Here is a 7,696-nt window from a genome sequence, read left to right as displayed (position 1 = left end):
TATGTTTGGGATGGTGTGCTGAGGTGTTGCAGACACTAAAACGTGAACATGGTCTTCTACTACCTCAAGGCTCTCAACTTTAAACTTGTAGAGAATTGCCGTCTCAACTAAAACCTCTTTTAGAAACCAATATTTTCTATGTAAAATCCTATTTAATTACGAAAAAAATATTACCACGCTACCAAACCCACAAATTAGGCATTTTTGCTGAGGTTGTTGCCACTCTTAGAAGATGAAGCTGGAGAAAATAAGTTTTTATTGTAAAAAACTATGTCAATTGTAGATTTTCTCGTTTCCGTAAATGGTTTAGCTCAATTATGCGCTGCTAATGGACAATTTTTGGGCGTTTTATCAAGTAATCTATACGACCAAAACTCTATTAGTAATCCTCACGGTATGTACGGTGGTTCCTATGGTATATACAGCATTCGGAATTCCTATGGATTATATGGTAGTCAATATGGCGTGTACAGTCCTTACAATATTTACTGCCTCAATCCTCCTATCGTTTTGTACCAAGGTCAACCAGTATTGATAGTTACAAGAAATTCTTATGTTTTGAGTAATAATTTACCTGTGGTTGACCCAGAATTACTGCTAGATGTATATGCACCACAAATAACCAGCTCCATACCAACATTTAACCCTTATATAGGTTTTTAATGTTGAGAATGTTCATCAGGAGTTAACCAAATACTGTTTGTGCATCTGTTTGGATATATTGTAGATGCGAAACAGGTGTACTACTTGATAACAACATTCTTGAACGGAGAAGGGGAGATTCGAACTCCCGGAGGTTTTAGCCTCATCCGATTTCAAGTCGGACGCAATCGACCACTCTGCCACCTCTCCAGTAAATCTGTCAAACTTGTGCTGATCCTAGTTTCAGACGCTATTCAGGCGCTTTTGTTGGTTAGCACTAAACTTGACAGATAATACTATACCCTATTATCTACGCAGATTGCACTACTGGATGCGAATGTCTACGACACAATGCGCGATCGCTCATACAAAATTTCCCCCTTAGCCACCTGGAAGTCATTCCCCACCCAAACTAGGGAAACTTGCGAAACCACACCCGCCTCTAGGGTGACAATGGAAAAATTACGCAACTTCTCGCCGTCATTTTCCACAATCCTGGGGACACTAGCCGCATTTAAGTAAATTGTCCCCTCTGGACTTCTAAAGATAGGCTTGCGCTGCATCTTCTTGGTATGGCGTAAATCTCGATGCATATGACCAAATGTCACCAAAGGAATGGTTTTACCAGTAGTCAAGGCAAGAGATATCGCCTCGCCCAAATCTGGATCGCCAAAGTCGCCGCCAATTGGGTGCCAATCTTTGCCACAGGGGTCTTCGGGGCGATCGCCTAACCCACTAGGCCCATTGTGACCCAAAAATATAATTGTCTCATAAGCGGCGCTTTTAACTGCTTTGAAGATGCGATCGGCGGATTCTTCCAAACTCGTCACACCGTAACGTTCTTGACAGATTTCCGCAAATCTCCATTCTGGGCCACCCCAGGTAAAGGGACGACCCCCCACAACAGTTAAATTCCAAGCGGGAAAATCCAACTTACCGTAACCGACATGGGACGGGCCTAATAAATCGAGTTGTTCCTGTACCCAGTCTTCCTTAGAGCGGTCATAAGGAGCCTTTTTGCGTCCCCACTCGGTGGCGGTGTACCAGGCATCGTGGTTGCCCATTACGGCTGCTTTAGGAAGATCGAGAGAGGCGATCGCTCTGACCACTTCCACCGATTCATTGCCAAAATCCCCGACAAACAGCGCTAAGTCAACACCCAGATGCTTGAGTGCAATACCATCTTCCACTTCCCATTGGTCGTGAACATCTCCAATTACAGCAATTTTGAGGGTTATCGATTGAGTTTTCTGACTGGTCATGCCACTTTCCTTGCCGTCTATCTCCAGGATATGAAACTCAGCCCGATTTGGACACAACCCCAAAATATCAACCGTCCACTATTTTTGGTAAAAACTACTATAATTGAATCCACAGGACATACATTTGCAACATAAAGCACCCCTAAACTGTGTTTACTACTGCACTAGCTCAACAAGAAACAACCCAACTGGGTGAACTACCACTCTTATTGTTTGCCGCCATTGAGAGTCTCAAAAAAGAACTCAACGCCGTTATCCTGGCACATTATTATCAAGAGCCAGATATTCAGGATATTGCCGACTTTATTGGCGATTCATTACAACTGGCGAAAGCAGCAGAAAAAACTAATGCGGATGTGATCGTCTTTGCTGGTGTTCACTTCATGGCAGAAACAGCAAAGATACTTAATCCCGATAAATTAGTACTTTTACCAGATTTGAATGCTGGTTGTTCTTTAGCAGACAGTTGTCCACCAGAGGCGTTTGCAGCTTTTAAAGCAGCGCATCCAGATCATTTGGTAGTATCTTACATCAACTGCTCTGCTGATATCAAGGCGATGAGCGATATTATTTGCACCAGTTCCAATGCTGTGAAAATTGTCCAGCAAATACCGAAGGAACAGCCGATTATTTTTGCTCCAGATCGGAATTTGGGGCGCTATGTGATGGAACAGACAAGACGAGACTTGCTGTTATGGCAAGGTAGCTGTGTTGTCCATGAAACCTTCTCCGAAAAGAAAATTGTCCAGTTAAAAATTGTCCATCCCGAAGCAGAGGCGATCGCACATCCAGAATGTGAAAGTAGTGTATTGCGCCACGCCAGCTTTATTGGCTCCACAGCAGCTTTACTCAAGTATTGTCAAAACAGCCCCACTAAGGAATTTATCGTTGCGACAGAACCGGGAATCATTCACCAAATGCAAAAACTAGCTCCTGACAAGCATTTCATCCCTGCACCGCCGATGAATAACTGCGCTTGTAACGAATGTCCGTTTATGCGGTTAAACACCCTAGAAAAGCTTTACTGGGCAATGAAAAATCGCACTCCCGAAATTACCATGTCAGAGGATATTCGCCTTGCTGCACTGCGACCAATGCAACGAATGCTGGAGATGAGTGTGTAACTAGTATTTTTTATCTGGTAGAGACGCAGTTTTATTACGATCTCTACCCACAAGTTATTTTTTTTAAGCACTTGCTATTTATAAAAGGTGGTGCTATGATTCTAAATCGTGAGACAAATTGGGTCGGTGTCCGAGTGGTTAATGGAGACGGACTGTAAATCCGTTGGCTAGCGCCTACGCTGGTTCAAATCCAGCCCGGCCCACCACTTACGAAGTTATAAGTTATAATGACTGGGTAAAGAGCAAAACTCCCACCATTGTAACTTACAACTAAAAAACCAAAGTTATCTTTTGCCCGTGTGGCTCAGTGGTAGAGCACACCCTTGGTAAGGGTGAGGTCACGAGTTCAATCCTCGTCACGGGCTTTTTAAATTGATAAAATAATCAACGTAAAATCAAGGGTTTCAGCCTTTTTAAGAGATCTAGATGTTCAAAAGCTAAGTCTCTTACTTGCATTTGTGACTATTTTGACCGAAGAGGCGGAGGGGCAGGGAGCAGGGAGCAGGGGGAGCAATCCCTGTCCCGAAGCCGTGGAGCGGAGCGGAACATGGGTATCAAGCCCCGCCCTTCCAGGGCGTTCTCGATTGGTCGGAGTACAAGCTCCTTCCAATCCTCCGCCCCGCTCCCTGCCCCCTGCTCCCCTGCCTCTTTTGACTATGATTTTGACTATTCAGAACAGAATTTTGGGTATCAGCTTGTTTTTTGGCTATGATTTGGCTATGATTTTGTAGAGTACATTATTTTCATAGCTAAAATTTAGAGCATGAACACTACACAGAAAGCCTCTAAGGGATCAGTAGGTGTTGAATGTTTCCAAGATAGATTACGGTTGAGACTACCAAGGCAAGTCTGTGGTAGTAACAAAAGGTATATATCGCTGAATTTAGCCGATACACCAGAAAATCGTCAGATAGCAGAACAGAAAGCACATCAGATAGAGTTAGACATTGCATCTGGCGAGTTCGATGAAACACTGGCTAAGTACAAGCCACAGAGACATTTATCTATAGTTACTCCTGGCGAACAGCAGAAGGTATTAACAATTTCAGACCTATGGGATAGGTACATTGATTACAAGCGCCAATCTCTAAAACCTAGAACACTCGATAAACTAGCTGTACTAGAAAAACATATTAAACGCTGTCCATATCAAGATTTGGATGAGGGTATAAAAATCAGACTTGCATTGTTACAACAAACAACTACCTCACAAGCCAAAGATGTACTCATGTATCTTTCAGCAGCTTGTAAATGGGGAATGAAACATGGTTTGGTAACTTTTAATCCTTTTGAAGGGATGTACAACGAGCTTCCCAAGTATAAATGGCAGGATAATTCACAACCAAACGCCTTTAGTGAAGAAGAGAAAGAAAAAATAATTCAGGCTTTTAAAAATCACAAACCATCTAAAGGTATAGGTTATAGTTATTACTCACCATTTGTAGAGTTTTTGTTTTTAACAGGATGCCGACCATCAGAAGCTATCGGTCTGCAATGGAAGCATATTACCCCTGACTGTTCTCAAATTACCTTTGAAGGCGCATTAGTTCAGGTAGGAAATGGTGAAAGGGTGAGGGTTAATGGCTCTAAGAATAATAAAAAGCGTGTTTTTAACTGTAATCAACGACTACAAGAATTAATTTTAAAAATAAAACCAGAACATATTGAGCCGGAATCTTTAATATTTCCATCACCTGAAGGAGTATCAATACATTATAGAAACTTCTCACGCCGAGCTTGGGATAAAATTGTAGACCCGTTAGTAGAACGTCAAACCACACCATATTCGTGTCGTGATACTTTCATCTCTGAGCAAATTGCAAAAGGTGTTCCTACTGCTGTAGTTGCAAAATGGTGTGATAATTCGGTGGATGTTATAGAACAAAAATATCTTGATGCTAAACTTTTAGAGCAACTTAAACCGCTTTAGTAAATTTCCTGTTCAGAAATTGCATACGCTTGGCAAAGTTGAGATTATGAGTATAATCATCGTCACGAGCTTTTTAAGTTAGTAAAGATTAAAATTTTTATGCAGCAGCTTGAAAGGTACTCATAACTTTGGTAGTTTACAAAACTTAACTGCCTTATTTAAATGTACTGACTCCCCAAATAATGCTATTAATAAGTTTCTATAATTTTGTATGTACTAAAAAATGAGTTTAAGTATTTCTTCAGAAATATCCACAGTTTCAGACCAGAATCAATCTACTCCGAATTTAGGCGAGTGGCGTAATAAAATTATCCTTGGCGACTGTTTGGATAATCTAAAAGCTATGCCTTCTAATATTGTTGATCTTATTGTCACCTCACCTCCTTATGCTGACAGTAGAAAAAATACGTATGGGGGGGTTCATCCTGATAAATATGTAGAGTGGTTTTTACCTATATCTCAGGAATTAAAACGAGTGTTAAAGGATGATGGAACATTTATATTAAACATCAAAGAAAGAGTTTTTATGAAAAACAATCAAATTGCTTGGGTTAAATTAATTGATTATGTATCCAAAAGAGGAAAAGTTGAACTAGATAACTCTATACAAACCAGTTTATTTTGATTTTGTGGTAAAAGTAGTAAGACTTCTGTACTCTATTTGGGTTTGTTTTCAAGACTCTACTTTACCATAAGCTTTCTTAACCCAATACCCTCTGGGTGGCTTTTCTATGCCATAAGCTTTACAGCACTTTTCTACAGCTTTATCAGATACGCCAAAATCTCTCCCAATTTGTGCGGTTGGCTTTTCCCAAACTAGTTTTTCTAGTTCTTCTTTTGATGGCCTTTCAACTTTTCTGGTATGAATCCTAGAGTCTGGGTTAACCTTTCTAGTTGTTAAATCAACGCCAAAATCTTTGTAGGTTCGCTTAGAGGCTGCTTCAGTAAAGTCTGTAAAATCCTCCCACCAGTAAAACGGTGTAGCTGAATTAGGTATCTGAGTAGTTATGTAGCAACCATTAAAGTTAATTGATGGATAAACAACTTTATCTATGTCAGGCAGATAAACAGCATAAAAATCAAAGTCATTTATTTTATACTTTTTCTGATGAGTAGCATTTTTATCTACCCAAATAGTTTTATTGACTACCCTGTTGTCTCCCGCATACTTAGCTTGTATTTTATAAAATTTATCGCCTTTGTAGGCAACAAAATCAAAAGGTAAATGCTCACAAACAACTGGTGTGAAAATCAAGTATCCTTTAAGCGTTAGATCCGCGATCGCTTTTGTAGCAGCAATATCGCCTTTGTTCTTAGTATGATGCAGCAATAACGAACCCTCAACCAAGGAAATCATCATATCACTTCATGGTGCTTGAGGGTTCATATCGAGTTAAAACGAGCGCGGCAGGGTTCGAACCTGCGACCGATTGCTTAGAAGGCAATTGCTCTATCCACTGAGCTACGCGCCCAAAACAAAATAATGGCTCCCGAAAGAGTCACCTACACTATTATATCCTCTTCACCTACCAAGAAGCAATCGAAAATTGCAGATTTCCCACTAGCAAGGCTAAGATGCTAGTCGCTAGTTAGTCAATTTACACCGAAAACTAAACAGATGGGGTATTGATTTAGATATATTGTGTTGTCAAGGGGTTATTTGCCTGTTAGCGCTAACGCCCTCTGGGTAGTTACCTTCCCGAAGGTAACTGGCGATCGCCAGTTCCTTCCCACAGTATGCTAGGTAATTTCAGCCTTGGCGATACTGCCAAATGTCATTATATATTCCATATTAAGAGTGCCCCTGTGAGGAGTTATTTGCTAGTGCCATGTTTATTCTCAAACGGCAGGATGTTGAAATATCAAGCATTCAGCACCCAAAAAAGGATCAGCAGGTGCCGATTCTCAGTTATCAAGGGCAGACTTTTCGCTTGATTAGTGTCTTCAAAGCTAGTCAAGAGGAAGAAGCTAGAGCTTTATGGAGAGAATTAACGGATAATCGGGGTAAAGCCTGTGTTTTACTGGAGGAACCCGAACGCTTTAGTGTTTGGGGTAAAATCCGTTTAGAGCAACTAGATAGTGACACAGGTGGTCATGGCAAAACGGCGATTTTAATCCAAGCCAGTATTTTGCTATTACAAGGTGTTTCTATCGACATTGAAGAGTTTTTAGGTGCTAAACAAGCTGCATTATTTGAAAAAGATATTGCGGAGGTGTTAAAGCAGAAGCAATTTCCCCAAGCATCTTCCCTAGAAGCGGTTAAATATTTAGTATCTACTAATCCTTTGCCGGCAGACAAAATACCTGATTGGCAAGAAAATCATGTAGTGATCCTGTTACAAGAGCTGCATCGATTAGGAAAGGGCTATTTTGGCAATGCTAATTTTACCAAACAAGTAATTTACAAGCTAGAAGATCTGCCAGAAGGCGAGCGATCGCTGTTTATCAGTTGGCTAAATCAATCCCCACTAGGTAAACTATGGCAGTAGCATGGAAATTATTTAACAAAATTCCTGCCACTGGCACTTGCTTTTGGTGTCCGATTGTGTATCAACTGACAGACACACTGCTAAATATACAGTCCTTCTACTCAAAATACTGCCAGAGTGCATCTACATAGTCAAGTATTATGAATAACTCTTACGAGAATTCGTTCCTTTCTAAATCCATTTTCACCACTCAGAACATTGTCTTAGCTAATATTGGCTGGGCCGTACTGGCACTGCTATACTTTTTGT

General features: G+C 40.7%; 8 protein-coding genes and 4 tRNA genes. 7 read left to right on the top strand and 5 right to left on the bottom strand.

The genetic code is table 11. The features are described from left to right. Positions 1-147 (bottom strand): transposase (locus tag LC605_RS29730; RefSeq protein ID WP_309143282.1); only part of this gene is annotated, 147 nt, incomplete at its 3' end. 123 nt (positions 148-270) lie between these two features. Here LC605_RS29730 and LC605_RS29725 point away from each other — a divergent pair. Then, positions 271-663, top strand: a complete 393-nt coding sequence (locus tag LC605_RS29725; RefSeq protein WP_229551024.1) for a hypothetical protein — start codon at positions 271-273, stop codon at positions 661-663. Positions 664-767: 104 nt separating this feature from the next. On the opposite strand, the gene LC605_RS29720 is transcribed toward LC605_RS29725, so the two are convergent. Together LC605_RS29720 and LC605_RS29715 are read right to left on the bottom strand one after the other, a co-directional pair. After that, a tRNA-Ser gene (locus tag LC605_RS29720) sits at positions 768-852 on the bottom strand. A gap of 131 nt (positions 853-983) precedes the next feature. Beyond that, complete coding sequence (locus LC605_RS29715) at positions 984-1,904, bottom strand: TIGR04168 family protein (protein WP_229551023.1); 921 nt, start codon at positions 1,902-1,904, stop codon at positions 984-986. Between the two features lie 149 nt (positions 1,905-2,053). On the opposite strand from LC605_RS29715, the gene nadA reads away from it, so the two are divergent. The 5 genes from nadA to LC605_RS29690 all read left to right on the top strand — a co-directional run bounded on the left by nadA (position 2,054) and on the right by LC605_RS29690 (position 5,583). Continuing rightward, entirely contained in the window at positions 2,054-3,028 is a 975-nt protein-coding gene (gene nadA / locus LC605_RS29710; RefSeq protein ID WP_229551022.1) for a quinolinate synthase NadA, read from the top strand. A 120-nt stretch (positions 3,029-3,148) separates the two neighbouring features. After that, positions 3,149-3,234: transfer RNA gene (locus LC605_RS29705), tRNA-Tyr, on the top strand. Positions 3,235-3,321: 87 nt separating this feature from the next. Beyond that, a tRNA-Thr gene (locus LC605_RS29700) sits at positions 3,322-3,393 on the top strand. A 398-nt stretch (positions 3,394-3,791) separates the two neighbouring features. Further along, positions 3,792-4,958, top strand: a complete 1,167-nt coding sequence (locus tag LC605_RS29695) for a tyrosine-type recombinase/integrase (RefSeq protein ID WP_229551021.1) — start codon at positions 3,792-3,794, stop codon at positions 4,956-4,958. 223 nt (positions 4,959-5,181) lie between these two features. Next, a complete protein-coding gene (locus tag LC605_RS29690) occupies positions 5,182-5,583 on the top strand; it encodes a DNA methyltransferase (protein ID WP_229551020.1) in 402 nt (133 codons plus the stop codon). A 48-nt stretch (positions 5,584-5,631) separates the two neighbouring features. On the opposite strand, the gene LC605_RS29685 is transcribed toward LC605_RS29690, so the two are convergent. Continuing rightward, entirely contained in the window at positions 5,632-6,315 is a 684-nt protein-coding gene (locus tag LC605_RS29685) for a group I intron-associated PD-(D/E)XK endonuclease (protein ID WP_229551019.1), read from the bottom strand. A 42-nt stretch (positions 6,316-6,357) separates the two neighbouring features. Further along, a tRNA-Arg gene (locus LC605_RS29680) sits at positions 6,358-6,430 on the bottom strand. 357 nt (positions 6,431-6,787) lie between these two features. Between LC605_RS29680 and LC605_RS29675 the strand changes: the two genes are divergently transcribed. After that, positions 6,788-7,447, top strand: coding sequence for an Npun_F0813 family protein (locus LC605_RS29675; protein WP_229551018.1), 660 nt, complete (start codon positions 6,788-6,790; stop codon positions 7,445-7,447). Positions 7,448-7,696: the final 249 nt, after the last annotated feature.

The organism is Nostoc sp. CHAB 5836 (assembly GCF_020829445.1).
Taxonomy (GTDB): Bacteria; Cyanobacteriota; Cyanobacteriia; order Cyanobacteriales; family Nostocaceae; genus Nostoc.
Note: the sequence above shows the minus strand (reverse complement) of the source record. Positions and strands in the feature narration are given on the sequence as shown.

Bases quoted from the DNA above. Each gene is read 5' to 3' on its own strand.
- LC605_RS29675 (WP_229551018.1), top strand. From the start codon at position 6,788: ATGTTTATTCTCAAACGGCAGGATGTTGAAATATCAAGCATTCAGCAC.
- LC605_RS29725 (WP_229551024.1), top strand. From the start codon at position 271: ATGTCAATTGTAGATTTTCTCGTTTCCGTAAATGGTTTAGCTCAATTA.
- LC605_RS29695 (WP_229551021.1), top strand. From the start codon at position 3,792: ATGAACACTACACAGAAAGCCTCTAAGGGATCAGTAGGTGTTGAATGT.
- LC605_RS29715 (WP_229551023.1), bottom strand. From the start codon at position 1,904: ATGACCAGTCAGAAAACTCAATCGATAACCCTCAAAATTGCTGTAATT.
- LC605_RS29685 (WP_229551019.1), bottom strand. From the start codon at position 6,315: ATGATTTCCTTGGTTGAGGGTTCGTTATTGCTGCATCATACTAAGAAC.
- LC605_RS29690 (WP_229551020.1), top strand. From the start codon at position 5,182: ATGAGTTTAAGTATTTCTTCAGAAATATCCACAGTTTCAGACCAGAAT.